This window comes from Achromobacter sp. SLBN-14 (genome assembly GCF_006715415.1).
Lineage (GTDB): Bacteria > Pseudomonadota > Gammaproteobacteria > Burkholderiales > Burkholderiaceae_B > Achromobacter > Achromobacter mucicolens.
In genome coordinates, this window is the sequence record NZ_VFNE01000001.1 from 4,312,070 (window position 1) to 4,338,190 (window position 26,121).

Sequence of the window (26,121 nt, forward strand, 5' to 3'; positions counted from 1 at the left end):
CTGATTATTCAGGCCCGACTACTGCGGGCATGACAGGGTGTAGAGAATGCAAGGCAACAAACAGAGCGCATTGGCACAACGGCTGCGAGCCTTGCGCCAGGCGCGCGCGTGGACGCTGAAGCAGGCGGCCGAGGCCACCGGCGTGTCCGCGTCGACCCTGTCAAAGATCGAGAACAGCCTGCTGTCCCCCACCTATGACAACCTGATCAAGATCGCCGCCGGCCTGGACCTGGACGTCGCCGAACTCTTCACCGCGTCCGACGCCCACATGGGCACCGGCCGCCGCAGCCTCAGCCGCCAGGGCGAAGGCCGCCAATACGAAACCCCGTACTACGACCACCGCCTGCTGTGCACCGCGCTGTCCCACAAGCGCATGATGCCGTTCCACACGCGCGTCAAGGCCCGCTCCTTCGACGAATTCCAGGACTGGAGCCGCCATGGGGGAGAGGAATTTGTCTATGTGCTGGAGGGAGAGGTGCAGCTCTATACGGAGTTCTATGAGCCCGCGCGGTTGAAGGCGGGAGAGAGCTTCTATATAGACAGCCGCATGGGGCACCGGGTGATCAGCCTGAGCCCGGAGGATGCGATCGTGCTGTGGGTGTCCACGCATACGGACATTGGCGAGGAGTAGGGGGCGCCTGGCATAGGGCGCCCAGCTAGGGGCGCCACGCGTGGGGGCGACAAACTTTTTTCCGCAACAGGGTAAAATGCGCGGCCCGGACAGGTTCCGGGCGTCTTCACACCGCGCGGCAGTAGCTCAGCTGGATAGAGCACGGGCCTTCTAAGCCTGAGGTCGGGGGTTCGAGCCCCTCCTGCCGCGCCAGAAATAATAATTAAATAAATTGGTCGTGTCGGTGTTGGGGGGCGGGCGCTTACGCCCACATAGCGGCATTGAAGTCGGCAGTATTCCAAAAGCTCGCGGATAATCGAGCCTGCGCACGGCCCCAATTTCTTTACGAGGGGTAACACGCATCCGTTCGCTCCGGCTTTTCCCTCCCGGTGGTGGGGTTCCCCCGCATCCCGCATGTGCCGCCAGCCGGGATCAATTAAACGCGGCGGATGTCACGCAGTATCGAGCGGGGAACGCGGACTATGATGCCGTACAAGTAGGGTCAGGTGTTTGTTCATGACAGTCATTTCACTCAACCCGGCTCCACTAAACCACTGTGCTATAGCAGGTATTTAGCCTGGGGATGCCAATAGTGATGTGTAAACGCTATTAACTCTACCTGAGAATGTGAATTCGCAACGTCGCCGGCACTTGGAACACGTTGCCATTATCGTCGCGCAGGTTGAACCAATGTCTCAGCTGGACGATGCCTTCGTTGCGGGAATTGGCAATGGAGACTTCTCTAGGCGGTAGGTAGATATTGTTGTGGTAGATGCCGCGGCTATTTGCTCGAACGGGAAACGATCCCCCAAGAATTCTATTGAATCTGGTAACTGGAGATATAGGCGTTCCGTCCAGTAGTACCCATTGTGCATCCTCGCTTTCAACTTGAAAGCCAACATTGTTTAATGACTGAAACACATAATTGACGGGACGATATCCGTTAGGGTATATGCCGACGGTATCTGGATCGGCTGCTACTCTAAGTGATGCTTTGTGGTCCGAGTCATTCGACTTATTTCCACCACAATTCGCATATCCCTGCTTGGCGGCGGCAAGACTGTCCGCTCGAGATGGGTAGTCGGACGTCCCTTGCTCCAGTCGAAGCTTATAGAATAAGTCCTCTAATGTCTTGGCGTCTCCTCCAAGACTCGCAACAGCGCATCCCGCGCTCAGGTCGGCTTCTGTTTCCATTTGCAATCTTGGTATGTGTTGTCGACCCTCAAAGTGCTGGTTATAGATATGTCCCAGTTCGTGGCCCAGTAATGCAACAGCCAAAAATTTATCTGTTCCGATGGTTTCCCTCAGCCACGTATTATTTATCGCGATATACTCGCCTTCGGGGATCGGTGCATTTTTTTTCGTGGCTCGCCACGCTATTGCGGTGCGAATGTAGTTTTCGCAGTAGGTAATTTTTATGGTCCCCTGGAATGCGATGCGTCTTGCAATGTCCGAGACAATTACTTCTACCTCAGAAGGCGAAACACCGAGAGCAGGGCCCATCTTCGCTTCTCTTGCGAGGTGCGTTTGAACGCATAGCGCAACGTCATCGTTGGACCTTGCAATGCTGGGGAATGTACTAATTATGATGCTCATCGCTATAATCAAAGTACGCATTAGGGCTCCCCGATATCTATGTCATAAAGAACATCAAACGAGGGGGTGGCGCCAACCCCTGAGATGACGCATTCATCGCGCAAAAATGGACCGGTCGGAGTTCCTTTTAGCGTTCCTGCGTACAATTTTGATTCACACGATCTTCTGTCCTTCAATCCTTTTAAAATTGTGCCATTGGCCTTAATCCAACGGTTGAACTCCTGCGCTGCGAAATCATGTTTTTCTTGATTTACAAGTACTAAAAGTGTGGAGTTTTTGAAGTTCTTCTTTCCGACATTAAACGCAAATGAGGAGAGCGCGCTGAATTGGTTTTCGCTAATCGGCTTTGTAACGAGGGAATGTACGGCTTCTCTTGCGCTTTGGGTGTCAGTTTCTAATAGAAGGCGCCCGTCGCTAACGCTTAGCGGTTTTGAGAAGTTTCCCAGAGTAGAATCTTTGCATGCGCTTTTGGATATTAGATGGCCATAACCGATAGTGCAAAATCCAGCGGGATCGTCGTATGCGGTAGGGCGCCACCCTTCAAAGTCCATTAGCAATAGCATTCCGATAGGAATTAGGGTCGGGGCCGGCGGGTTGGGCGCGGCTCCCAGTGCCTTGCTGTCGAAATCCTCGATTTGACTTCTAGGAACTAAATACTGTGCTTGGGTCGTCGTTACGCAGAACAACAACACCGAAGCAAAAAAACGATTGGCCACTGTGATGTTCATTTCGCTATCCTTTGTAAATGGCAGCCCGTGAAGGCATAAAAAAATGAATGGCCGTTATTAATTTATATGAGATGGTTGGTGACCCGCATACCAAATATTGAGTATGCGCATGGTAGGGTTTTCATCACTGTTGGTGTGCAGGCGATAACGAGCAGGTCACCGCGAGCGGCACGGCCGGTTCGGTGCGTTCACGACTTGTCGATGTCGTCTCCATATGGGGCGTGGTTATCAGCCGCTTAGGATCCGGATTTGATGGCATGCGCATTGGCGTTCGCCGCTTTGCCGAGCAGGGGAATTGCTGCTGACTGCGCTGGGGCAGTGATCTTCGGTGTAGGAGGGGTAAATCGCGCCTTGGTCTTGTCGGAAAGAAAGATCATCCTTCGTAAAGATGAACATTATTATTTTCGACGCTACAAGCATACTTACCATCCGAAAAACGCTGAGGCTTGAGCATTAGTTCACTTATGCAGCGCGGGCAAAGCGTTCTTGGCGGATGGGAAGTGCGGACCATGGCTCCGAGAGCAACAGCAGCAGCACCGGCCGACTTATGCAAGAGGTGGCTCGCATCGGCGCCGCTGATTGGAAGGATCCATCAGTCGGGTCAGCCCATTTGTCCGGAATTCTGGGGCATGAGCCTGTGAACCTTCACTGGTGGCGTTGTGGCGATGACCTGTCTAACCCAATTAAATCAGGCGATCAGTCGGTGTGTGAGTCGTCAACGAGGCATCATCAGAATAAAACCTCCTCTCACGACGCCTATCGCTGACTAGGAGATGGTCATAGTGCCGAAAGACACCCTTTCTTTTTGATCCCGATTCCTCTGCGCCCCGGAGCCCCGCACACTTCGATTCGACCCATCCCCTTCGACAGATGGATCAATCAAGCCCAACCCAACCCCGCCGCCTCACCAAAATATAGTGGATTAAATCAACTAATAAGCCTATAGTCGCTCCGTGGCCGCGGCTTCTTGCGGTGACAGCAACCGAACGATCAGGAGCAGGCATGACCCGGACTTATCACACGATTCTGTTTGACGTGCAGGACCATGTCGCCACGGTGACGTTGAACCGGCCCGAGAGTCGTAACGCGCTTAGCTCGCAGATGTGCGCGGAGCTGGTGCATGTCATGGAGGCGATTGCTGCCGATTCTGGCGTGCATGTGGCGCTGATCATGGGCAACGGCCCGGCGTTTTGCGCGGGCGCTGACCTCAAGGAGCGCAAGACCATGAACAGCCAGGAGATGACGGCGCGGCGGGTGCAGGGTTTCGCCGCCTATGCCGCCATTGAACGTCTGCCGCAGCCTGTGGTGGCCGTGGTCCACGGTCCGGCGTTTGGTTCGGGGTGCGAGATCGCGGGCGCTTGCGACTTTGTGTTGGCCTCCAGCGAGGCCGTGTTCTGCTACCCCGAAGTAGGTTGGGGGACGGTGGGCGCGACGCAGCGTCTGCCGCGTATTGCTGGCGCTCGCAAGGCCAAAGAGCTGTTGTTTACCGGCCGCCGGTTCGACGCCGCCGAGGCGCGCGAGATCGGGTTGGTCAACCATGTGTATGCGCCCGATGGGCTGCGTCAGGAAGCGCTGGCGATGGCGGCGGCCATGGCCCGGGCCCAGCCGCTGACGATGCGCCTGACCAAACGCAGCATCGACCAGGGCCTTGCCACGACGCGCGAAGGCGCGATGGCCATCGAACTGCTGGCGATCGAGGAAAACCTGCGCGGCACGGATTGGCAAGGCGCCATCGCCGGCTTTGGCAAGGAGCCGCAGGCATGAAGACGATGACGCTGGCGGCCGTATTGGCGCAGACGGTGGCGGCGCGAGGCCAGCAAGAGGCCTTTGTCGCCCCGGGCGAACGTTTCAGCTGGGATGAACTGGCCACCGGGGCGCGGCTGCGCGCGCAGGCGCTGTATGCGGCCGGTGTGCGCCGGGGCGACCATGTCGGCATCTTTCTCGGCAATGGCGGCGACTGGCTGCAGCTGTTTTACGCGTGCGCCCTGATAGGCGCGCTGACGGTGCCGGTCAATACCCGGTTCAAGACGGAAGAGCTGGCGTTCTGCCTGCAACAGGCAGACGTCAAGCTGCTGCTGACCGCCGATACGTTTCTGGGCATCGACTTCCTGGATCTGCTGCAAACGGTGGAGCCCGCCCTGGCTGAAAGCCTGCCAGGCGCGGTGCTGCCGAGGCTGGAGAAAGTGGTGGTGCTGGGCGATCGCGGGCTGCCGGGCACGACCGCCTGGGCAGACTTCATCGAGGGTGCAACCCGGGCCGATGCCGCCGGTTTTGATGCCGCTGCGCGCGCCGTGAGCAGCGACGATGTGCTGCTGATTCAATACACGTCGGGCACGACGTCCTTTCCAAAGGGCGTCATGCTCAGCCATGCCAATATGCTGGGCAATGCCGCGGCGGTGGCGCAGCGCATGGGCGTGCAGCCGGAAGATCGCTATTTCAGTATCCGCCCGTACTTCCACGTGGCCGGCACCACGCTGTCCATTCTGGTGAGTCTGGTGACGGGATGCTGCCTGCTGACCTTGCCGCGTTTTGAAGTGGGCGACGCCTTGCGCATGCTGGACGAAGAGCGCTGCACGCTGACGTCCGGCAACGACACCATCTTCCTGATGCTGATGGGCCACCCCGATTTCGACCGGCAGCGGATCCATCTGCGGGGCGGTTGGGCGGCGGCAGGTCCCGAGGTGATGCAGAAGATCCGCGATGTCATGGGCGTGCCCTCGGTGTGCAACGCCTATGGGCAATCAGAGGCCTCGCCCAATATCGTCATGTCGGCCTGGGACGATGCGTTTTCGCTGCGCGCGCAGGGCTGGGCCTTGCCGCATCCCGGCATGGAAATCCGTCTGGTCGATCCGGCGACCGGCGCGGTGGTGGCGCCGGGCGGGCAGGGCGAGATCCAGGCCCGTGGCTGGAGCGTGATGAAGGGCTACTACAAGATGCCCGAGGCAACCGCTCGCGCACTGAGCGCGGATGGTTGGCTTAGCACCGGCGACCTGGGAGAAATGGATGCCGAGGGCCGCTTGCGCATGGTGGGCCGCTTGAAGGACATGTTCCGGGTCGGTGGCGAAAACGTGGCGCCCGCCGAGGTTGAAGAGGTCCTGCATGGTCATCCCGCCGTGCGCATGGCGCAGGTGGTGGGCGTGCCGGACGCCCGGCTGGGCGAAGTGCCGGCCGCTTTTGTGCTGCTACGTGAAGACCAGCAGGCCGAGACCGCCGAGCTCATCGCCTGGTGCAAAAGCCGTTGCGCCAATTTCAAGGTGCCGCGCTATCTGGAAATCGTCGATACCTTTGAAAACATCGGCATGACCGGGAGCTCCAAGGTGCAGAAGAACAAATTGCGCGCCCACGCGGTCAGCCTGTTCGGCCTGGGAGAAAAGCCATGACGCGCGACGTGGTGCTGTGCGAGTGTTTTGCCCGCGATGGCCTGCAGCATGAGCCGGATTTCATTGCGACAGGCGTCAAGACCGAATTGGTCGACGCGTTTGCGGCGCTGGGCTTCGAGCGGGTAGAGGCAACCTCGTATTCCAATCCCAAGGTGGTGCCGCAGTTTGCCGATGCCAGCGAGATGCTGGCCGCGCTGCCGCGACGGGACGGCGTCTGGTACAAGGCGACCTGCGCCAATGAGCGCGCCGTGCAGCGGGCGCTGGCGGATCTGGAGCAGGGGCAGGGCGCCAACGAGATCAGTTTGCTGATATCGGCCAGCGAATCGCATTCCGAGCGCAACCTGAAGCGCAGCCGCGCGGACCAATGGGAAAACATCGCCGGCATGGCCGCGTTGGCCAGCGGCCGATTTCGCATGATCGGCACGATCTCGGTGGCGTTCGGGTGCCCCTTTGAAGGCGCGGTCTCGGCCGATAGCGTGCTGCGCGACGCCGAGCGTTACGCCGCGCTAGGGGTGAACATCGTCACGCTGGGCGACACCACCGGCATGGCCACGCCGCAAGCCGTGCGCCAGTTGTATGGCGCCCTGCAACGCGAATTCCCGCAGCTCACGCTGGTGGCCCATTTTCATGACACCCGCGCAACCGGCCTGGTGAATTACGTGGCAGCGTTGGACGCCGGCGTACGCTGGTTCGATTGCGCCGTCGGCGGCGTGGGGGGGCATCCGGCCAAGGTGAAGTATGGCGGGGGCCATACCGGCAATGTGGCGACCGAAGACCTGGTCAATTTGTTTGAATCCATGGGGGTGCGCACGGGTCTGGACCTGGACGCGCTGGCTGTCGTGTCACAGCGTTGCCGCGCGGTGCTGGGGCGCGACCTGCACAGCCGCGTGGCCGACAGCGGCTTCAATCCGCTGATCCGCGCCGGCGCTTGAGCGGCGTTTGTATATCATGCCCTCGTCACCGCAACCGCTCCAAGAGAACTCCATGGCAACTCGAAGCAAGCTTTCCTCGGGCCGTACCGCGCCCGCCGCGCTCAAGGAGCTGTTTTCCTATCGCTTGAACCGGCTGGCCTACGTGTCCAGCCGCATTGCGGCGGGCCTGAACGAAAGCCGCTATGGCGTGGGCCCGCGTGAGTGGCGGATCCTGGCCTTGCTGGGCGCCGCGCCCAATATGTCGTTGAACGCGCTGGCCCGGGAAGCCAACATCGACAAAAGCCAGGCGAGCCGCACGGTGTCCGACCTGATCGAGCGCGGCCTGATCGAGCGCTGCGCGGATGCCCAGGATGCGCGCGGGGTCAACCTGGACCTGACGCGCGCCGGGAAGAAGCTCTATCAAGAGATGTTTCCCGCTGCCGTTGAGCGTAACGAGGAGATGCTGGCGGTGCTGAGCGAAGACGAGCGCGAAGTGCTGGAGCGAGCCCTGGAAAAGATGACGACGCACATGCTGGACATGCTCAATGACTTGAAGGCCGAAGTGCCGGCCCGCCGTGGCCGCGGCGTCCAGCCGCGCTGAGACGATTGCCTGTCCAAGACAGGCTTTCTTTTATTCATAAAGTTGATTAAGTCAATTAAATAGAGGCAAAACCATGGCTGAATTGATTGTCGAGAACCAAGGCGCGGTGCGCGTGCTTCGGCTGAATCGCCCGGAGAAGCACAATGCGCTGAACACCGCCTTGACCACCGGGTTGCTGGCCGCGCTGCGCGAGGCCGACCAGGATCCGGCGGTGCGCAGCATCGTGCTGACCGGCAATGGCAAGTCCTTTTGCGCCGGCGCGGATACGACGGAGTTTTCGGCGCTGACGCCCGAGCATCCCGAGGCCGTGCTGGCGCGCGCCAGCCTGACCACCGATCTGCATCTGGTCTTCTCGCGCATGAGCAAACCTGTCATTGCCGCCGTGCATGGCAATGCGCTGGGCGGCGGGGCTGGACTTGCGCTGGCGTGCGACATGGTGGTGATGGCCGAGGACACGCGCTTTGGCTATCCCGAACTGCGTCACGGCATCGTGGCGGCCGTGGTGATGGCCAATCTGGTGCGGCAGTTGGGCCGCAAGCAGGCCTTCGAACTGGTGGCCATGGCCGAGCCCATCGACGGCCATCGGGCGGTGGCGTTGGGGTTGGCCAACCGGGCCGTGCCCGCCGCCGACGTCATGCCACAGGCGCTGGCCTTTGCCGAGCGTCTTGCCGGGTGGGAAGCGGCGGCCATGGGCCTGACCAAGCGCGCGTTCCATCGGTGCGCGGACCTGGGGCTGGAAGACGCGCTGGGGGTGGGCCGCGATGCCAACGTCATCATGCGCGGTTTTCGTCAGGGGGCGTCGCGATGAAGCCGCTTGATGGCATCACCATCCTGGATTTGTCGCGGGTGCTGGCTTGCCCTTTTGCGTCGATGATCCTGGCCGAATTGGGCGCCACGGTGATCAAGGTGGAGCAGCCCGATGGCGGCGACGAGACGCGCGCATTTGAACCCAAGGTGCACGGCGAGGGCGGGGACGAGTCGGCGTATTACCTGGCCTTCAACCGCAGCAAGCAATCGATCACCGTCAATTTCCGCAAGCCCGAGGGCCAGGAGGTGATACGCCGGTTGGCGCAGGATGCCGATGTGGTGGTCGAGAATTTTCCGGTGGGCACCCTGGCGCGGTACGGCCTGGACAAGGCCCACATCGCGCCGGGAAACCCGGACTTGATCTATTTCTCGTGCACCGGCTTTGGGATGACCGGGCCGTACGCCCCGCGCAAGGGCTATGACACGGTGTTCCAGGCGATGGGCGGGATCATGAGTCTGACCGGCGAGCGCGATGGCGGACCGGTGAAGCCGGGATTGCCGGTGGCCGACCTGACCTCGGGCCTGTGGGCGGCGATCGGCATCTTGTCCGCCCTTGTCGGGCGCGAGCGTACCGGGCGCGGGTGCCATATCGATTTCTCGATGCTGGACGGGCAGGTGGGTCTGTTGTCGCTGGCGGCGGCGCGCTATTTCGCCTTGGGAGAGGTGCCGCCGCGCATGGGCACGGAACATCCTGGCCGGGTGCCGTCGGCGGCGTTTGAATGCCGCGATGGCAAATGGGTGCAGATCACCGGCAGCGATCAACACTGGAAACCGCTGTGTGACCTTCTGGATCTACCGCAATGGGCCGCGGATGCCGAATTGGCGCGCAATGCCGTGCGGGTAGCCCGCCGGGAGGAAGTCATGGCCGGTTTGCAGGCTTCCGTGGCCCGGCTGGATCGCGACGAGCTTTGCCGCCGTTGCGATGCGGCAGGCGTGCCGGCCGGGCCGATTCTGGATGTCGGCGAAATCCTGAATAACGAGCATGTCCGCGCGCGCGGCATGGTCTCGAGCTATGAACATCCCCGCATCGGCCGTTTTGGCGCGGTGCCGGTGCCCTTCAAGTTCGAGGGGTATGAAGATCCGCAGGTCGAACGTCCGCCATTGCTGGGCGAGCATACCGACGAGGTATTGCGCGCAAGGCTGGGGCTGACGGCCGAGGAAATCACGGCGTTAAGGCAGCTTGGCGCCATTTAGCAATACAAAAAAAGCATCCCGATGAGGATCAGGAGACAACGATGAAGACCTTGAAGCGATTGCTGTGCGGCCTGGGTGTCAGCATGATTTGCAGCGGTGCGAGCCTGGCGGCGGACGCCTACCCAACCCAGCCGATCACGCTGGTCAATCCTTATGCCGCCGGCGGCCCCGCCGATGTGCTGGGACGCGCGCTGGCGCGCGAGCTGGAAAAACAGTTGGGCAAGCCGGTCATCGTGGAGAACAAGGCCGGGGGCGGTGCGGCGATCGGCGCAAATTTCGTGGCGCGGGCCAAGCCGGATGGCTACACCCTGCTGCTGGGGACGTCGGCCGCGCATGTCGTGACGCCCTTGATGCAGCGGACGGCCTACGACGGCATCAAGGATTTTGCCTTTGTGACCATCGTGGCCAACCAGCCCAATATGCTGGTCGTGCGTTCGTCCTTGCCGGTGTCCACGTTGCCGGAGCTGATCGCGCTGGCGCGCAAGGAACCGGGCAAGATCAACTATGCGTCGGCCGGGCCCGGCAGTTCTCCGCATCTGGGCGGCGAGCTGTTCCGTCAGCAGGCCAAGGTCGACATCATGCACATTCCCTATAGCGGCGCCGCGCCGGCCATCAATGATCTGGTGGGCGGGCAGGTCGATATGGCCGTCCTGAACCTGGCGGCCAGCGTGCAGTTCATCCGCAGCGGCAAACTGAAGGCCCTGGCGTATGCCAACCCCAAGCGTTCGGCGCTGTTTCCCGATGTGCCCACCTTGGCTGAAGCAGGGGTGAGCGGCGCCGAATCGGCGTCCTGGTACAGCCTGGCCGCACCCAAGGGCACGCCGCAAGCGGTGCTTGAGAAATTGAACAAGGCCGTGCAGGCGGTGAACCAGTCGCCGGAGTATCGCAAGCTGATGGATGCCCAGGGTGTGGAGCTCTGGACCCTGACGCCGCAGGAAGCCACCCAATACGTGGAAAAAGACCAGCTTGCGATGCGCAAGCTGGTGGACAGTGCTGGTCTGACGAAGAAGTAGGGCGCGCGCGGGGTGGCGGACTTGCGCTTCACCCCAGCGCGCTAAGCCGCCGGATCGCAACCAGCGTCTCTTGAACCAGGCGCTGCATCAATTCGGCGGCCGGCACCAAGTCGCCGATCAGTCCCGCGCTTTGACCGGCTTCCACCTTGCCGAGGTCGACATTGCCTTCCAGCGCGGCCTGCTTCAGCGTGCTTTGCGCGAACAAGCCGTCCAGCGCTTCGTCGCTGCTGGTGCGTTCGGCGTTCAGGTACTGCTGTGCAAATGCGTTGCGCAGCATGCGTACCGGCGAGCGGCCGCGGCCGACCAAGGTGGTGTCGCTGATGCCGGCGGCCATCACGGCCGCCTTGTAATCGGCGTGCACGCTCGCCTCGGGCGTCAGCAGGAAGCGCGTTCCCAGTTGCGCGCCAGCCGCGCCCAGGCACAGCGCCGCGGCAATGCCGGCGCCATCCGCGATGCCGCCTGCGGCGACGACCGGCAGGTCCACGCGCTGCACCGTTGCACGCAGCAGCACCTGTGTGGTGATCTCGTCAGGGCCTGGATGTCCGCCGGCTTCCAGGCCCACCGCGATCACGCCATCCACGCCCGCTGCTTGCGCTTTCTCGGCGTGGACGGGGCTGGCAATGACCTGCAGCCATTTCATCCCGGCATCGTGCACGCGGGCCAGATGCTCTTTCGGTCCGCCTTGCGAGGCAATGATGATCGGTGCGCCTTCGGCGATGGCGATGTCCAGATGTTCGCGCGCGCGCTTGTTGTACAGCGGGATGTTGACCGCGTAGGGCGCGTCGGTCAGGGTGCGCAGCTTGCGCAGCGCGGCTTGCAGCGCCTCCGGGTACATCGGACCGGATGCCACCACGCCCAGGCCGCCGGCGGCCGACACGGCGGCAGCCAATTCCGCGTTGGAAGACGCCCAGCTCATGCCGGCTTGAATGATGGGGTATCGGATACCCAGAAGATGGGTCAGCGGGGTTTGCAAGGTCATGATGGCGTCTCGTCCGAAAGCAACCATTCTCGGACAAGTCGTTGATTTAATCAACTAAATCGCAACGTCAACCCGCCAAATTCACCGTCGCCCCATGCCGTACCACGCGCTTGGCCAAATCCCCGCCCACCCAGTAAGCCAGCTCTGCCGGATGCGCAATATCCCAAACGACAAAATCCGCCACCTTGCCCGCCTCCAGCGTCCCGTGCGTCGCTGACAAGCCCAACGCCCGGGCCCCATTCGCCGTCACGCCCGCCAGCGCTTCCTCCGGCGTCATCCGGAACAACGTGCACGCCATGCTCAGCATCAGGCGCAGCGACAGCACGGGCGACGTTCCGGGATTCAGATCCGTCGAAATGGCGATGGGTACGCCGTGTTGGCGCAGCAGATCCAGCGGTGGCAGTTGGGTCTCGCGCAGCGCGTAGAAGGCCCCAGGCAACAGCACCGCCACCGTCCCCGCCTTGGCCATCGCCCGCACATCCGATTCGGTCAGGTATTCGAGATGATCCGCTGACAGCGCCCCATGGCGCGCCGCCAGGCTTGCGCCGTGCAGCGAAGACAGTTGCTCGGCATGCAGCTTCACGGGCAGGTTCAGCCGTGCCGCGGCCTGAAACACACGCTCTACCTGAGCGGGCGCGAACGCCAGATGTTCGCAGAAGGCGTCGACGGCATCGACCAGGCCCTCGGCCGCCAGGGCGGGCAGCATGCGCTCTGCAACGTCGTCGATGTAGTCGTCCGCACGGCCTTGGAACTCGGGCGGCAGCGCGTGTGCGGCCAGGCAGGTTGCCTGCACGGTCAGGGGCAGCGTCTGGCCCAGGTGACGGGCCACGCGCAGCATCTTGCGTTCGTTTTCCAGATCAAGCCCGTAGCCGGATTTGATCTCCAGCGTGGTGACGCCATCGCGCAGCAGTTGCACGGCGCGGCGGCGGGCGCTGGCGTAGAGCTCGTCTTCGGTGGCCGCGCGCGTGGCGCGCACGGTGCTGGCGATGCCGCCGCCCTGGGCGGCGATGGTGGCGTAGTCGACGCCTTGCAGGCGTTGCTCGAACTCCCGGCTGCGGTCGCCGCCGAACACCAGGTGAGTGTGGCAGTCGATGAGGCCTGGCGTGACCCACGCGCCGCCCAGGTCATGCACGTGCGCGCCGTCCACGTTTGGCAATTGGGCTTCGGGACCGATCCACTCGATGCGCTCGGCGCGGGTCACGATGGCTGCGTGTTCGACGATGGAATACGCGCCACCCGCCATCGTGGCCGCGTGGCAATGCCGCCAGACTTGTCTCATGCACTTCTCCTTCAAGCAGCTGCCGGCCAGGGGATTGCCCCGGCAGGCGCCGCGTCGATCAATCCGAGCCCTGCGTGGCCAGCACGGGGGCGCCGCCGCCGGGGCGTTTGGGATGCACCCACAAGCGGTACGCCACGCATAGCAGCGCGATCCACACCGCGCCCACACCGAGCGCCGTCTGCGTGCCGGGGAAATATCCCAGCACGGCGATCACGAACACCATGAAGGCAATGGCCAGCAAGGGACCTAGCGGCCAGAACGGAACCGGGAACTTCAATGCGGCGACGTCTTCGGCGCGCATCTTGCGGCGCATCGCCACTTGCGAGAGCAGAATCATCAGCCATACCCATACGGTGGCGAAGGTGGCGATGGAGGCGATGAGCAGGAATACATTCTCCGGGATCAGATAGTTCAGCAACACGCCGACCAGCAACGCCACGGACATGACCACCACCGTCATCCACGGCACGCCGTTGCCCGAGACCGAGGCAAAGCCGCGCGGGGCCTGACCTTGCTGCGCCATGCCGAAAAGCATGCGGCCCGCGCCGAAGATGTCGCTGTTGATGGCCGATACGGCCGCGGAGATGACGACGATATTCAGGATGGTGGCCGCCGAGCCGATGCCCAGGCTGTCGAAGATCTGCACGAACGGACTGCCTTTGCTGCCGATCTGCGTCCACGGGAAGATGGACATCAGCACGAATAGCGTCAGCACGTAGAAGAGCAGGATGCGCATCGGGACGGCGTTGATGGCGCGGGGAATGGTGCGGCCCGGGTCCTTGGCTTCGCCGGCGGTGATGCCGATGATCTCGATGCCGCCAAACGCGAACACCACCACGGCCAGCGACGCAATCAGCCCGCCCACGCCATTGGGCATGAAGCCGCCGTGCGCCCAGAGGTTGTGCACGCCGGTCGCGGCGCTGTCCGCACCCAGTCCCAGGCCAAACAGCATGATGCCCAGGCCGCCCGCAATCATCGCAATGATGGCGCTGACTTTCAGCAGCGACAGCCAGAACTCCAGTTCGCCGAACACCTTGACGGACAGCAGGTTGATGGCGCCGATGAAGCAGACGATGGACAGCACCCAGATCCAGCGCGGCACGTCGGGATACCAGAAGCCCATGTACAACCCGAACGCGGTGATGTCGGCCAGACAGACGATGATCATCTCGAACGCGTAGGTCCAACCGGTCAGAAAGCCCGCGAGCGGGCCCAGGTATTGCGTCGCGTAATGGCCGAACGAGCCGGATACCGGATTGCGGACCGCCATCTCGCCGAGGGCGCGCATCACCATGTACACGGCGGCGCCGGCGACCAGGTACGCCAGCAGCACTGACGGTCCGGCTGCCTGGATCGCCTTGGCCGATCCGTAGAAGAGCCCCGTGCCGATGGCCGATCCCAATGCCATGAAGCGGATGTGCCGGGCATTCAGGCCCCGTGTGAGCGCCTGCGCGGGGGCCGGTGCGTCGGACTGCTTGGTTGCTTGCATTGTGTCTCTCTCGTGTTCCCTTGGACGTTCGGCATCAACCGCCGCGAGAGGCGCCTTCTGGTGGGCGCGTGCACGCGGCGTGGCAATGGCGGCCGGCGTCATCCGGCCGTCACGGACGGCATCACAGGCTGGGCAAAAGACCCGGGGGCATCAGGCCGTTCATGACCTGCGCGGCGAGCAGGCCGCTGGCCGCGGCGATGTCGGGCGCGAAGAAGCGGTCTTCTTCGTAGTGGGACACTTTTTCGCGCAGGGCGCGGCGCGCCTGTTCCAGTTGCGGAGAGGTCTTGAGCCCCTCGCGGAAATCCAGCCCCTGGCACGCGCCGAGCCATTCGATGGCCAGGATGTCGCGCACGTTGTCGGCCATGGCCCACAGACGCTTGCCCGCGTTGGGCGCCATCGAGACGTGGTCTTCCTGGTTGGCCGACGTGGGCATGCTGTCCACGCTGGCCGGATGCGCCAAGGCCTTGTTGTCGCTGGCCAGTGCCGCGGCCGTCACCTGGGCGATCATGAAGCCGGAGTTCACGCCGCCCTTGCGGACCAGGAACGGCGGCAATTGCGACATGTGCTTATCCATCATCAGCGCGATGCGCCGTTCCGACAGGGCGCCGATCTCGGCCAGCGCCAGCGCCAGGTTGTCGGCGACCAGGGCCACGGGCTCCGCATGGAAGTTGCCGCCCGAGATGACGTCGCCTTGTTCGACGAACACGAGGGGATTGTCGGACACGGCGTTGGCTTCGATCTGGAGCACCTGGGCCGCGTGGCGGATCTGCGTGAGGCAGGCGCCCATGACCTGGGGCTGGCAACGCAGGGAGTAGGGGTCTTGCACCTTGCCGCAGTCGGCATGGGAATGGCCGACTTCGCTGTCCTCGCCCAGCAGGCTGCGGTAGACGGCGGCCACGTCGATCTGGCCGGTCTGGCCGCGCGCGGCGTGAATGCGGGCATCGAAGGGCGTGCGAGAGCCCAGCATGGCTTCGACGCTGAGGCTGCCGCAAACGAGGCCGGCCGCCATCATGTCTTCGGCTTCGAACAGACCGCGCAGGGCAAACGCGGTGGACACCTGGGTGCCGTTCAGAAGCGCCAGGCCTTCCTTGGCGGCAAGCGTCAGCGGCGTCAGGCCGGCGCGCGCCAGGGCGTCGCGCGCGGGCAGCCATTCGCCCTGATGGCGCGCCTGGCTTTCGCCCAGCAGCACCATCGACATGTGGGCAAGCGGGGCGAGGTCGCCCGAGGCGCCCACCGAACCCTTGAGCGGAATGTGGGGATAGACGCCCGCGTTGACCAGGGCAATCAGGCTGTCGATGACTTTGCGGCGCACACCGGAATAGCCGCGGGCCAGGCTGTTGATCTTCAGCACCATGATGAGGCGCACCATCGCGTCGTCCAGCGCCTCGCCCACGCCGGCGGCATGCGAACGCACCAGCGAAGTCTGCAAGGCCTGCAGGTCCTCGCGCGCGATCTTGGTAGAAGCCAACAGGCCAAAGCCGGTATTGATGCCGTAGACGGTGCGGCCTTCGGCGATGATGCGTTCAACCGTGGCCACGCTGGCGTCGATGCCCTGCGCGGCGCCGGGATCCAGCGTCAGGCTTACGGGCTGCCGGTAGGCGCGCCGCAGGTCGGCCAGCGTCAGGTGGCCCGGTTTCACATGCAATTCCATTTCCTCTTCTCCCACGCCGGTTGCCCGGCTGCTTGCGATCGTTGTTGTGCGGTCAGTCGCGCTTGCCGGTCACCATGGGCAGGTTCAAGCCCTGCTCGCGGGCGCAATCGATGGCGATCTGGTATCCGGCGTCGGCGTGCCGCATCACGCCCGTGGCCGGATCGTTGGTCAGCACCCGGGCGATGCGCTCGGCGGCCGCGTCGGTGCCGTCGCACACGATGACCATGCCGGAATGCTGCGAGAAGCCCATGCCGACGCCGCCGCCGTGATGCAGCGAGACCCAGGTCGCGCCGCTGGCGGTATTGAGCAGCGCGTTGAGCAGCGGCCAGTCGGACACGGCGTCCGAGCCGTCGCGCATGGACTCGGTTTCGCGGTTGGGGCTGGCGACGGAGCCGGAATCCAGGTGGTCCCGGCCGATGACGATGGGCGCCGACAGCTCGCCCGACCGGACCATCTCGTTGAATGCCAGGCCCAGCTTGGCGCGCGCGCCCAGGCCCACCCAGCAGATACGGGCGGGCAGCCCCTGGAAGCTGATGCGTTCGCGCGCCATGCTGAGCCAGCGGTGCAGGTGGGCGTCGTCGGGAATCAGTTCCTTGACCTTGGCGTCGGTCTTGTAGATGTCCTGGGGGTCGCCGGACAGCGCGGCCCAGCGGAACGGACCCACGCCCCGGCAGAACAGCGGCCGGATGTAGGCCGGCACAAAGCCGGGGAAGTCGAACGCGTCGGCAACGCCTTCCTCCTTGGCCATCTGCCGGATGTTGTTGCCGTAGTCGAAGGTGGGGATGCCCTGCCGCTGGAATGCCAGCATGGCCTGCACGTGCACGGCCATCGACTGCTTGGCGGCCTTGATGACCGCCGCCGGCTCGCGCTGCGCGCGGTCCCGGTATTCCTGCCAGGTCCAGCCGGCGGGCAGGTAGCCGTTCAAGGGGTCGTGCGCGCTGGTCTGATCGGTGACCATGTCGGGCCTGACGCCCCGGCGCACGAGCTCGGGCAGGATCTCGGCGGCGTTGCCGCAGAGCGCGACGGACACCGCGCGGCCTGCTTGTGTGTGTTTGGCGATGCGGGCCAGGGCGTCGTCCAGGTTGGCGGCCTGTTCGTCCACATAGCGCGTGCGCAGGCGGAAATCGATGCGGCTTTGCTGGCATTCGATGTTGAGCGAGCACGCGCCGGCCAGCGTGGCCGCCAGGGGCTGCGCGCCGCCCATGCCGCCCAGGCCGGCGGTCAGGACCCAGCGCCCGGCGAGGTTGCCGCCGTAGTGCTGGCGGCCCGCTTCGACGAAGGTTTCGTACGTGCCCTGCACGATGCCCTGGCTGCCGATGTAGATCCAGCTGCCGGCGGTCATCTGGCCGTACATGGCCAGACCCTTGGCGTCCAGTTCGTTGAAGTGTTCCCACGTGGCCCAATGCGGGACGAGGTTCGAATTGGCGATCAGCACGCGGGGCGCGTTGGTGTGCGTCTTGAACACGCCGACCGGCTTGCCCGATTGCACCAGCAGCGTTTCGTCGTCGTTCAGGACCGTGAGGGATTCAACGATCTTGTCGTAGCAATCCCAGTCGCGGGCTGCGCGGCCGATGCCGCCGTAGACGACGAGCTCGTTCGGGTTCTCGGCCACGTCGGGGTCGAGGTTGTTCATGAGCATGCGCAAGGGCGCTTCGGTCAGCCAGCTCTTGGCCGTGAGTTGGCTGCCACGCGGTGCGCGAATGAGGGCGTCGCGGAATCGGGTCGAAGGCTTCAAGTGTGTCTCCTGGATCGGGTCGAGGCGCGCGGTGATCCAGCGCCAAGGTCATCGAATCTTATGATGCCTATGGTTGTATAGACAAGAGTAGATGACTTGTTTTCGAATCAGGGATTACCCCAATGAAAAATGCCGAAACCCGTGGGGATTCGGCATTGGCGAAAGAAGCAGGGGGCGCCGCAATGGCGCGGACGTCACGTCGTGAACTTGCCTTCCAGGCGGTGGCGCGAGCCGGGGTGGATCAGGCGGGCCAGCGTCACCGCGCGGTCGCCGGACCAGGTGCGCCGGCTGATGAGCAGGCATGGCTCATCGCGTTCGATCTGCAGCAATTGGCACTCGCGCGGCTTGGCCAGGATCGCCTCAACCACGTGTTCGCCCGCGCTCAGCGGCGCCACGCGGGTCAGGTATTCATAGGGCGTGCTTTGCGTGAAGTCCTGCTTCAGGTAGTCGGGCGCAAGGCGGACGTTGACGTAGCGGTCTTCCAGCTGGATCGGCACGTCGTCCTCGTAGTGGACGATGACCGAATGAAAGACCGGCTGCCCCGCGCGGATTTCCAGCGCCTGGGCTTGTTCGGCGCCGGCCGGCTCTTCAGCCAGCCGCACCACGCGGCTGTGGTGCCGGTGGTTCCGCGCCGCGATCTCGTCGGCGATGTTGTTCACGGCAAACAGGGCCGAGCGCGCCTTGGGCTGCGCGACAAAGGTGCCGACGCCTTGCATCCGCACAAGCAGGCCTTCCGATGTCAATTCGCGCAGTGCGCGGTTGATCGTCATGCGGCTGAATCCCAGTTCCTCGACCAGTTCGGCTTCCGACGGCACGCGGTAATGCGCGGGCCAGGCGCCGCTGCGGATCTGCTGCGCAATCATTTGCTTGACCTGCGCGTACAGCGGAGCGGGCGGGGCATTGGCTGGAACAGGCAATCGGGGAGGGGAAGCAGCCACGAGGATTCCTGGGTATGCAACGTGTGAGCGGTGAAAATGCGGGCTCTAGTATAGACAGGTACACATCGCGCGCGGGGGCCTGGCCTCAGCCTCGCGCCGGCCTGCTGACCCGCAGCGCGGCGACCACCAGCGAAAACGCCGGCGACGGTTGCCGCCGGCTGGGGTAGTAAAGATGGTATCCCTCGAAGCTGGGGCACCAGTCCTCCAGCACCCGGACCAGCTGGCCGGATTCCAGATAGGGCATCAGTTCGTCCTCCGGCAACAGCGACAGGCCAAGTCCCGCCAGCGCCGCGTCGATCTGGGGCTGGGTGGTGTTGAAGATCAGCGGGCCGTCCACGCGGACGTTGACCTGGCGGCCGCGGCGCTCGAAGTCCCACACATACAGGCCGCCTGAACTTTGCATGCGCTGATTGATGCAGGCGTGCTGCATCAGATCCTGGGGCACCTTCGGGACGGGCCGCGATTCGAAGTAGCCGGGCGACCCCACTACGGCCAGGCGCATTGGCGGACCAATGGGTACGGCGATCATGTCCTTGTCGATGGTCTTGCCCATGCGCACACCGGCGTCGAACCGGTCCGCCACGATGTCGCGGAATCCGTAGTTCACGTCGAACTCCAGCTTGATGTCCGGATACTCGCGCATCAGCGGCGTCAGCTTGGGCAGCAGGATACTGTGCAGCACGTAGTCGCCACAGGTGATGCGCACGGTTCCCGCCGGCTTGTCGCGCAGTTCGGTCAGCTCGTCCAGCTCTGCCTCGATCTCGTCGAAGCGGTTGCCGATGGCGTTGAGCAGCCTCTCGCCCGCCGCAGTGGGGGAAACACTGCGCGTAGTGCGCCTGAGCAGCCGGATCTGCAGGCGCGTTTCCAGGCCGCTGACGGACTGGCTGAGCGCCGATTGCGTCACGCCCAGCAGCGACGCCGCGCGGGTGAAACTGCCTTCGCGCGCGACCGTCACGAAGTAAAGGAGGTCATTGAGGTTGCGACGGGCCATGGGACGAATGAGGAAATTGATTCGCTGATCTTATAAAGCTCTTGAGGATTGATCAGCTAGCTTTCGGCTCGGCCGTTTGCGGGGATTCGCGCAAAGACAAGCGCGAATCCGGACTGGCGGCGGGCGGCGCCTGCGAGCGGCGCCGGTTCTTACCGGGCCGTGACCCCATTCTTGACCGCCAGAATGTGCGCCATGACGCTCACCGCGATCTCGGCGGGTGTCTTGCTGCCGATGTGCAGTCCGACCGGCGAGTGCAGCCGTTGCAGCGACGCTTCCGTTTCATCGAAGTGTTCCATGAACCGCTCGCGGCGGCTGGCGGCGTTGCGGCGTGAGCCGATGGCGCCCACATAGAAGGCTGGGCTGTGCAGCGCTTCCAGCAGGGCCATGTCGTCAAGCTTGGGGTCATGGCTGAGCGCCACGATGCAGGTTCGGGTATCGGGGGCGAGCGCGCGCACGGCGTCGTCGGGCATTTCGGTGGTGAAGGCCACGCCGTCCACGGACCACGTGCCCAGGTGTTCGATCCGTGGGTCGCACACGGTCACCGCGAAGTCATTGAACAGCGCCATGGTGGCGACGTATTCGGCCAGCGATCCGGCGCCGATGAGGAGCAGCCGGTATTGGGGTCCAAGCGTGCTGGACAGCGTGACGCCATCGAAATGCAGGGCCTCGGGCGCCGATGCGTCGCCAAGCGTCACGGCCCCGGACGCGCAATCCACGGTCCGCTGCACGAGGTGGCCCGCCTCAAGCCGGCGGACCAATGCGTCAAGCGCCGCGCCGTCGGGTTCGAATTCAAGCAGCAGCTCAAGCGTGCCGCCGCAAGGCAGCCCGAAGCGGTGCGCCTCGTCGGCCGTGACGCCATAGCGCACGAGTTCGGGCGCCGACTGCGGAATGGCCCCGTCGCCGTAGGCCCGCGTGTAGCGGTGGATCAGGTCGTCCTCGATGCAGCCGCCGGAGACCGACCCGATGCAGCGGCCGTCCTCGCGCAGCACCATCATCGAGCCGACGGGCCGCGGCGACGACCCCCACGTCTTGACGACGGTGGCCAGCATCAGGCGATGACCGGCCACCTGCCAATCGCGCGCCGCGCGCAGCACGCGCACATCAACACTTTCCATCATGCCACCTTGCGCACCGGCAGGCTGCGGATCCGCTTGCCTGTCGCGGCGAAGATGGCGTTGCACAGGGCGGGGGCCACGGGCGGCACCGGCGGCTCGCCCACGCCGCCCGGCGGCAACGCGTGATCGTCATTGACCAGGTGCGTGCGGATCACGCGCGGCGAGGCGTTATGGCGCAGGACTTCGTAGTCATGGAAGTTGCTTTGCTTCACGCGGCCTTTTTCGAAGGTGATTTCGCTGGTCAGCGCCAGGCCAAGGCCCATGATGGCGCCGCCTTCCATTTGCGCGCGGATGCGTTCGGGATTGATCTGCGGGCCGCAGTCCATGGCCATGTCCACGGCGACGACGCGAACCTCGCCCTTGTCGTCCACCGCCACTTCGACGACCGTGGCCGTGTAGCTCATGAAGCTGTAGCAAAAGGCCAAACCCAGGCCATGGCCCTTGGGCAAGGTGCGGCCCCAGCCTGCGCCCTTGCACGCGGCCTCGATCACGCCGCGCAGGCGGCCGGTGTCGTACGGGTAGCGTTCGGGCGACTCGGTGTAGTTCCACGTGTCGGCCATCGTGCCGGGGTCGATCTGGCGGGCCGGGCCGATGAGGTCCAGCGCGAAGGCCTGCGGATCCTTGCGCGCGCGGTGAGCCAGTTCGTCGATGAAGCACTGGGCCGCGAAGGCATGGGGAATGTTGGCGACGGACCGGAACCAGCCGATGCGGGCGTGGGCGTCGACTTCGGCGGTCTCCACGCGCACGTTCGGAATGCGGTAGGGCATGTTGATCGCCGACATGGCCGATTCGAACATCTGCTGCCCCTTGGCGCCTTGAGCGAACAGCGAGGCGATGGTGGGGGCGGCGCTGCGGTGCAGCCAGGACTGGACTTGTCCCTGCGCGTCCATGACGGCTTCCAGTCGCTCGACCGACACGGTGTGCAGATAGTCGTGATGAATATCGTCCTCGCGCGTCCAGACCAGCTTGACCGGCGTGCCGTCGGGCATGGCGCGGGCCACGATGGCGGCTTCGTCCACGAAATCGGGCTTGGACTTGCGCCCGAAGCCGCCGCCCAGCAGCAGCACGTTGACCTTGACGTTGGCCGGTTCCAGCTTCAGTCGCGCGGCGACAGCGCTTTTAGCGGCTGCCGGATTCTGCACGGACGTCCAGACCTCGGCGCTGTTGCCCTTGATCTGCACGGTGGCGACCGGCGGTTCCATCGATGCGTGCGCCAGATGCGGCACGTAGTATTCCGCGGCCACGCGCTCGGCTTCGGGCGCCTTGGCCCAGGCATTGGCGGCGTCGCCCTGGTTGCGCATCGTCTTGCCGGGCGCGCGGGCCGCCGCCTGCAGCGTTTGCCGGTAGGCGGCCGAGTCATAGCTGCCGTTCGGGCCATCGTCCCATTCGATCTCCAACGCGTCGCGTCCCTGGCGGGCGGCCCAGGTGTTGCGCGCCACGACGGCCACGCCGCCCAGCGGCTGGAATGCGGGGGCGCCTTGCATGGGGGGAATCTCGACGACCTTCAGCACGCCGGGCACGGCCAGCGCCTTGGCGCTGTCGAAACGCCGAAGCCGGCCGCCGACGACGGGAGGCCGCGCGACGACGGCATAGACCATGCCGGGCAGGCGCATGTCCATGCCGTAGGTGGCTTGCCCTTTGCCGATGGCTTCGAGGTCCACGAGGCGAACCTGGTCCTTGCCGATGTACCGGAATTCGGACCGGTCCTTGAGCTTGAGCGCGTCGCTGGCCGGCACGGGCTGCTTGGCCGCGTCCGCCGCCAGGTCGCCATAGGACAGACGACGGCCGGTGGGCACATGCAGCACTTCATGCTGTTCTGCCTTGACCTCGGCAACGGGCACGGCCCAGCGTGCTGCGGCGGCGGCTTCCAGCATCTGCCTGGCTGCGGCGCCCACGCGCCGCATCGGCATCAGGAAGTGCCGCATGCTGCGCGAGCCGTCCACGTTCTGATTGCCGTAGCGCGCTTCGTCGCCGGGCGCCTGCACGACTTTCACGCGTTCCCAGCGGGCTTCCATCTCGTCGGCCACCACCATCGGCAGGCTGGTGCGCACGCCCGTGCCCATTTCCGCGCGGTGCGCCACGATGGTGACCGTGCCGTCGGCGGCGATGCTGACAAAGACCAGCGGATCATCCACGGTGCCACCAGGCATGCTGTCGGCGCCATACGCCTTGGCGGCCGGCTCGGCGGCCACCGCGGTCGTGACCCATCCCTTGGCCGTGACGGCAAGCGTCAAGACGCCCAGGCTGCCCTGCAGGAAAGCGCGGCGCGAAAGTTGAGCGGCGGCGGTCATTGCTTGCCTCCTTGGGCGAGGCGGCTTGCGGCCTGTTGAATGGCGGCCAGGATGCGCGGGTAGGTGCCGCAGCGGCAGATGTTGCCGCTCATGGCGTCCGCGATCTCCTGTTCGGTGGGAGTGGGATTGGCCTTCAACAGGCTCACCGCCGTCATGATCTGGCCCGCCTGGCAGTAGCCGCATTGCGCGACGTTGTTGTCGACCCAGGCCGTCTGCACCGCCCGGCCGACCGGATCGGCATCCATGCCTTCAATGGTCGACAGCTGGCGGCCGGAAGCCACCGAGACGGGGGTAAGGCAGGCGCGCACGGGCGTGCCGTCGATATGCACCGTACAGGCGCCGCACAGCGCCATGCCGCAACCGAACTTGGTGCCGGTCATGCCCAGCTCGTCTCGCAGAACCCATAGGATCGGCATGTCGTCCGGGACGTTGACGTCCTGGGTCTGACCGTTGATTTGCAGTTGCGTCATGGGGGCAGTTCCTGAGAGGCACGGCGCAGTCGTCTTGCCTCGGGTGGGGGGATAACTTCTTGAGTCCGGAATTTTGCCGAAAAAATCCCGGTTTTATTCATTAGCCCTACTAATAGGCCTGTTAAGGACCGGTTATGCCTGCGCGGAAACCGGCCCCTGGTTGCGCTACGACGCGTCCGGCCGGTAAAGCACGGCGCGCATGTCGGATGAAGCGCCCAACCGGCGCGACAGGTCGTCGGCGCGTTCCAGGATCATGGCCTCGAACGCGTTGGCATCGACGGTCTTGAGCCGTGCCGAGGGGCCGGCAATGGTCAGCGCGCCGACGAAGCGGTCTTCCTGGCCGATGACCGGAACAGACCAGGACGACGTATACGGATCGCGAGCGCCGCACGAGAAGATCGGCAGGCGGACCTGATCGCGCCGTTCGCCTTGCGCCCAGATCGCAAAGACCTGACCGGTGGATGATTTGTCGGGGGGCATCACGCTGCCGGCAATGACCTGGCTGTGCAGGCCTTCGTGCGGCTGGTGCCGGAAAAGGCACAGGCGCTGGCCCGGTTCTCCGCCTTCGACGTAATACGCCGCGCTTTCACCGGTGTCTGCCGACAGCCGCTCCAGCACCGGCATGACGACGGCCTCCAGGTCGAAGCCGCGCTCGTAGACCCGCGCCAGGAACAGCACGCGCGGGCCCAGCCCATAGCGGCCGTCGGGCTCGCGCACCACATAGCCGCAGCGCGCCAGCGAATTGAGCAGGCGAAAGATCGTCGTCTTGTGCAAGGGAAGGCGGGCCGCGAAATCGGCCAGCGACAGGTGCTCCGCGCCGGGACGAAAGCAGTCCAGCACGCTGAGCGCGCGTTCAACGGCCACGACGCCATCATTGCTCATGAATTCTCCAAGAGGTGCTTTTTTGCTTGCTGATTGTACGTAATACAACATCGTTTCGTAAATTTAAAATGCACCCAGTCTGTTGATTCGGGAGGCCGGGATGGAAAATTCGATGGTGGTGGTAACTGCCCATGTGGGCGATTTCGTCTGGCGCTGCGGTGGCGCGATGGCCCTGCACGCGCAGCGTGGCGTGCAGGTGCATCTGGTCTGCCTGAGCTATGGCGAAAACGGAGAGTCCAACGCGGCGTGGAAAGGCGATACGCAGCGCGAGGCGGTCAAAGCCCAGCGTCACGCCGAGGCGCAAGCCGCCGCCCAGATCCTGGGCGTGAGCAGCGTGGATTTTCACGACCTGGGCGACTATCCGCTGCCAGACTCGCCGGACGCCGTGCGCCGCATCTCCGAGACGCTGCGCCGCACGAAGCCGTCGGTGGTGCTCACCCACCCTGAGCACGATCCTTCCAACCTCGATCACTGCCGCACGTTCGAAATGACGCTGCGCGGCCGCATGCAGGCGATGGCGCCGGGGCATGGCGCCGATTTCGTGGTGCCGCCGCAAGTGTTGTGTTTTGAGCCGCATCAGACCGAGTTGTGCGGCTTCAAGCCCAATGTGCTGCTGGACATCACGGAGGTGTGGGAACGCAAGTGGCAAGCCATGCAGGCCATGCCAACGCAAAGCAACCTGTGGGCGTACTACGAGCGTGTCGCGCTGCAACGCGGCGCGCAGGCCGGGCGCCGGGGCAAAACGGCGGGCACGCGCTATGGCGAGGCCTATCAGAGCATTTTCCCGGCCGTGGTTTCGGCCTTGATGGAGTGACCCCCATGCGCGACATCTACGAATCCGGCTTGACCAGCACACTGCTGGCGGACGCCGGCGCGCGCTATCTGCGCGCGGCGATCAAACCCCTGCGTGCGGGATGGACCGTGCGCGGCCGCGCGGTGACGGTGTCGGTCCCGGCGGGCGACAACCTGGCGATCCACGCGGCGCTCGCGCTTGCGCAATCCGGCGATGTGCTGGTGGTGGATGCGCAGGGCTACACCGAACGCGCGGTGATGGGCGGAATCATGTGTGCGCAGGCCGCCGCAAGCGGCATCGCCGGCGTGGTGATCGACGGGGCGGTGCGCGACGCGGCAGAGCTGCGCCAGGGCCTGCTGCCCGTGTTCGCCGCTGCGATTTCGCCAGCGGGGCCCGCCAAGGCCGGCGGCGGCAGTGTGAACCGCCAGATCCAGTGCGGCGGTGTGCGCGTCGATCCGGGCGACTGGATCCTGGGCGATGACGACGGGTTGGTCGTGGTCGCCCAGGCGGAAATGGACGCGATGGTTGCGGCAGCCTTGGCTAAGGCCGGCGCCGAAGCCCGCCGCATGGCCGCCATCGCGCGCGGCGAACTGCGGCCCGTGTGGCTTGACGACGCGCTGGCCAAGGCCACGCTGGACATTGGGCCGTCGCTGCCTGCGTCCGAATAA

The 26,121-nt window shown here is 64.3% G+C and carries 23 protein-coding genes and 1 tRNA gene; 11 read left to right on the top strand and 13 right to left on the bottom strand.

Annotated elements, in window-relative coordinates; all coding sequences use genetic code 11:
- Nucleotides 1–46: 46 nt before the first annotated feature.
- On the top strand, nt 47–631 hold the full coding sequence (locus tag FBY20_RS19650) for a helix-turn-helix domain-containing protein (protein ID WP_056323144.1): 585 nt from the start codon (nt 47–49) through the stop codon (nt 629–631).
- 115 nt (nt 632–746) lie between these two features.
- Nucleotides 747–823: transfer RNA gene (locus FBY20_RS19655), tRNA-Arg, on the top strand.
- Nucleotides 824–1,225: 402 nt separating this feature from the next.
- On the opposite strand, the gene FBY20_RS19660 is transcribed toward FBY20_RS19655, so the two are convergent.
- Together FBY20_RS19660 and FBY20_RS19665 are read right to left on the bottom strand one after the other, a co-directional pair.
- Nucleotides 1,226–2,227 (bottom strand): M48 family metalloprotease, encoded by a 1,002-nt coding sequence (locus FBY20_RS19660; protein WP_142054104.1) that lies wholly within the window; start codon nt 2,225–2,227, stop codon nt 1,226–1,228.
- A complete protein-coding gene (locus FBY20_RS19665) occupies nt 2,227–2,934 on the bottom strand; it encodes a lysozyme (RefSeq protein ID WP_082586301.1) in 708 nt (235 codons plus the stop codon). The genes FBY20_RS19660 and FBY20_RS19665 overlap by 1 nt, the downstream gene beginning before the upstream one ends.
- 1,002 nt (nt 2,935–3,936) lie before the next feature.
- On the opposite strand from FBY20_RS19665, the gene FBY20_RS19670 reads away from it, so the two are divergent.
- The 7 genes from FBY20_RS19670 to FBY20_RS19700 all read left to right on the top strand — a co-directional run bounded on the left by FBY20_RS19670 (nt 3,937) and on the right by FBY20_RS19700 (nt 10,840).
- Nucleotides 3,937–4,698: an enoyl-CoA hydratase/isomerase family protein gene (locus FBY20_RS19670; RefSeq protein ID WP_142054105.1), complete on the top strand. Its 762-nt coding sequence runs from the start codon at nt 3,937–3,939 to the stop codon at nt 4,696–4,698.
- On the top strand, nt 4,695–6,314 hold the full coding sequence (locus FBY20_RS19675; RefSeq protein WP_142054107.1) for an AMP-binding protein: 1,620 nt from the start codon (nt 4,695–4,697) through the stop codon (nt 6,312–6,314). The genes FBY20_RS19670 and FBY20_RS19675 overlap by 4 nt, the downstream gene beginning before the upstream one ends.
- Nucleotides 6,311–7,246, top strand: coding sequence for a hydroxymethylglutaryl-CoA lyase (locus FBY20_RS19680; RefSeq protein ID WP_142054110.1), 936 nt, complete (start codon nt 6,311–6,313; stop codon nt 7,244–7,246). Before FBY20_RS19675 ends, FBY20_RS19680 begins: the two co-directional genes overlap by 4 nt.
- A gap of 52 nt (nt 7,247–7,298) precedes the next feature.
- Entirely contained in the window at nt 7,299–7,826 is a 528-nt protein-coding gene (locus tag FBY20_RS19685) for a MarR family winged helix-turn-helix transcriptional regulator (RefSeq protein ID WP_063954389.1), read from the top strand.
- Nucleotides 7,827–7,899: 73 nt separating this feature from the next.
- Nucleotides 7,900–8,634, top strand: coding sequence for an enoyl-CoA hydratase/isomerase family protein (locus FBY20_RS19690; protein ID WP_056323161.1), 735 nt, complete (start codon nt 7,900–7,902; stop codon nt 8,632–8,634).
- Nucleotides 8,631–9,827, top strand: coding sequence for a CaiB/BaiF CoA-transferase family protein (locus tag FBY20_RS19695; protein WP_142054112.1), 1,197 nt, complete (start codon nt 8,631–8,633; stop codon nt 9,825–9,827). The genes FBY20_RS19690 and FBY20_RS19695 overlap by 4 nt, the downstream gene beginning before the upstream one ends.
- 41 nt (nt 9,828–9,868) lie before the next feature.
- Nucleotides 9,869–10,840, top strand: coding sequence for a tripartite tricarboxylate transporter substrate binding protein (locus FBY20_RS19700; RefSeq protein ID WP_062842189.1), 972 nt, complete (start codon nt 9,869–9,871; stop codon nt 10,838–10,840).
- Between the two features lie 28 nt (nt 10,841–10,868).
- Here the strand turns inward: FBY20_RS19700 and FBY20_RS19705 are convergent, their stop codons facing one another.
- The 11 genes from FBY20_RS19705 to FBY20_RS19755 form a co-directional block, all read right to left on the bottom strand.
- Entirely contained in the window at nt 10,869–11,819 is a 951-nt protein-coding gene (locus FBY20_RS19705) for a nitronate monooxygenase family protein (RefSeq protein ID WP_142054114.1), read from the bottom strand.
- A 67-nt stretch (nt 11,820–11,886) separates the two neighbouring features.
- Nucleotides 11,887–13,098 carry an imidazolonepropionase gene (gene hutI, locus FBY20_RS19710; RefSeq protein WP_142054117.1) on the bottom strand — a complete coding sequence of 404 codons (1,212 nt, stop codon included), beginning with the start codon at nt 13,096–13,098 and terminating at the stop codon, nt 11,887–11,889.
- Nucleotides 13,099–13,156: 58 nt separating this feature from the next.
- Nucleotides 13,157–14,587, bottom strand: a complete 1,431-nt coding sequence (locus FBY20_RS19715) for an amino acid permease (protein WP_142054119.1) — start codon at nt 14,585–14,587, stop codon at nt 13,157–13,159.
- A 121-nt stretch (nt 14,588–14,708) separates the two neighbouring features.
- Nucleotides 14,709–16,238 (bottom strand): histidine ammonia-lyase, encoded by a 1,530-nt coding sequence (gene hutH / locus FBY20_RS19720; protein WP_056323184.1) that lies wholly within the window; start codon nt 16,236–16,238, stop codon nt 14,709–14,711.
- A 52-nt stretch (nt 16,239–16,290) separates the two neighbouring features.
- Nucleotides 16,291–17,973 carry a urocanate hydratase gene (gene hutU / locus FBY20_RS19725; RefSeq protein ID WP_142054121.1) on the bottom strand — a complete coding sequence of 561 codons (1,683 nt, stop codon included), beginning with the start codon at nt 17,971–17,973 and terminating at the stop codon, nt 16,291–16,293.
- Between the two features lie 194 nt (nt 17,974–18,167).
- On the bottom strand, nt 18,168–18,911 hold the full coding sequence (hutC, locus tag FBY20_RS19730; protein WP_255452406.1) for a histidine utilization repressor: 744 nt from the start codon (nt 18,909–18,911) through the stop codon (nt 18,168–18,170).
- Nucleotides 18,912–18,996: 85 nt separating this feature from the next.
- Complete coding sequence (locus tag FBY20_RS19735) at nt 18,997–19,902, bottom strand: LysR family transcriptional regulator (protein WP_142054123.1); 906 nt, start codon at nt 19,900–19,902, stop codon at nt 18,997–18,999.
- Nucleotides 19,903–20,051: 149 nt separating this feature from the next.
- The gene (locus FBY20_RS19740; protein WP_056324552.1) at nt 20,052–21,017 is read right to left on the bottom strand and encodes an XdhC family protein; all 966 of its coding nucleotides are present in this window, start codon (nt 21,015–21,017) and stop codon (nt 20,052–20,054) included.
- A complete protein-coding gene (locus FBY20_RS19745; protein WP_142054125.1) occupies nt 21,017–23,308 on the bottom strand; it encodes a xanthine dehydrogenase family protein molybdopterin-binding subunit in 2,292 nt (763 codons plus the stop codon). The genes FBY20_RS19740 and FBY20_RS19745 overlap by 1 nt, the downstream gene beginning before the upstream one ends.
- Nucleotides 23,305–23,778: a (2Fe-2S)-binding protein gene (locus FBY20_RS19750; RefSeq protein ID WP_056323189.1), complete on the bottom strand. Its 474-nt coding sequence runs from the start codon at nt 23,776–23,778 to the stop codon at nt 23,305–23,307. Before FBY20_RS19750 ends, FBY20_RS19745 begins: the two co-directional genes overlap by 4 nt.
- Before the next feature lie 165 nt (nt 23,779–23,943).
- Nucleotides 23,944–24,660: an IclR family transcriptional regulator gene (locus FBY20_RS19755; protein WP_142054127.1), complete on the bottom strand. Its 717-nt coding sequence runs from the start codon at nt 24,658–24,660 to the stop codon at nt 23,944–23,946.
- 100 nt (nt 24,661–24,760) lie between these two features.
- On the opposite strand from FBY20_RS19755, the gene FBY20_RS19760 reads away from it, so the two are divergent.
- Together FBY20_RS19760 and FBY20_RS19765 are read left to right on the top strand one after the other, a co-directional pair.
- Nucleotides 24,761–25,474 (top strand): PIG-L deacetylase family protein, encoded by a 714-nt coding sequence (locus FBY20_RS19760; protein ID WP_142054129.1) that lies wholly within the window; start codon nt 24,761–24,763, stop codon nt 25,472–25,474.
- Between the two features lie 5 nt (nt 25,475–25,479).
- Entirely contained in the window at nt 25,480–26,121 is a 642-nt protein-coding gene (locus FBY20_RS19765; protein WP_142054130.1) for an RraA family protein, read from the top strand.